This window comes from Seonamhaeicola maritimus, from assembly GCF_008056315.1.
GTDB classification, from domain to species: Bacteria; Bacteroidota; Bacteroidia; order Flavobacteriales; family Flavobacteriaceae; genus Seonamhaeicola; species Seonamhaeicola maritimus.
Map to the genome: position 1 here is coordinate 1 of NZ_VRKQ01000023.1, position 754 is coordinate 754.

At 38.2% G+C, this 754-nt stretch carries 1 pseudogene; it reads right to left on the minus strand.

The features are described 5' to 3' along the window. Positions 1–754 (minus strand): annotated as a pseudogene (locus tag FUA22_RS18520) (hypothetical protein); the annotation flags it as partial.

Sequence of the window (754 nt, forward strand, 5' to 3'; positions counted from 1 at the left end):
GACCAAGTACGTGTGATAACAGATTCATTAGCACATTGACCAGCAGCAACTACGTCTGAGTAAGCAGCTTGTCCTATGTTTGTATCACAAGAATCAGACTCATCCGATACATCACCAGTAAGTGTTAAATCAGTTGCATCATCCTCACAGTTTATTGTTAAATCAGCAGGAACTGTAAAGTCAGGAGCTATAGTGTCTTCAATTGTAAACTTAGCAGTAGTTTCAATAAAGTTACCACAGCCATCAGTAGCTCTAAATGTTACAATTACGCTACCAGTCATACCACATTCATCAGACATAACATTTCCATTTAAGTTATAATCATTAGACCATGACACACTAGAACAGTCATCCGTTGCCGTAGATCCTGCATTGGTGGTCAACCAGGAATTAAATTGAGATAAATTACCTGATCCATCGCATTGTACCGTTTGATCTGCAGCAGGTGTTTGAATAGTTGGTTTAATAGTATCTGATATAGAATAGGTTGCTGTTGTAGAAACAGAATTACCATTAATATCTGTAGCAGTAAAAGTAACTTCTACAGGAGCAGAACAATCAGAACCTGTACCCGTATAATCATTATCCCAAGTGAGCCCACAAGCATCAGTAGCTATTGCTCCACCGTTATTTAATAACCAAGCTTCTATCTCCCCATTATTTCCGTTTCCATCACATTCCACAATAATAGGGTTAGCAGTTGTAGTAATTACAGGATCGACATTATCTTCAACAGTAACAGTAGCGTTACAAG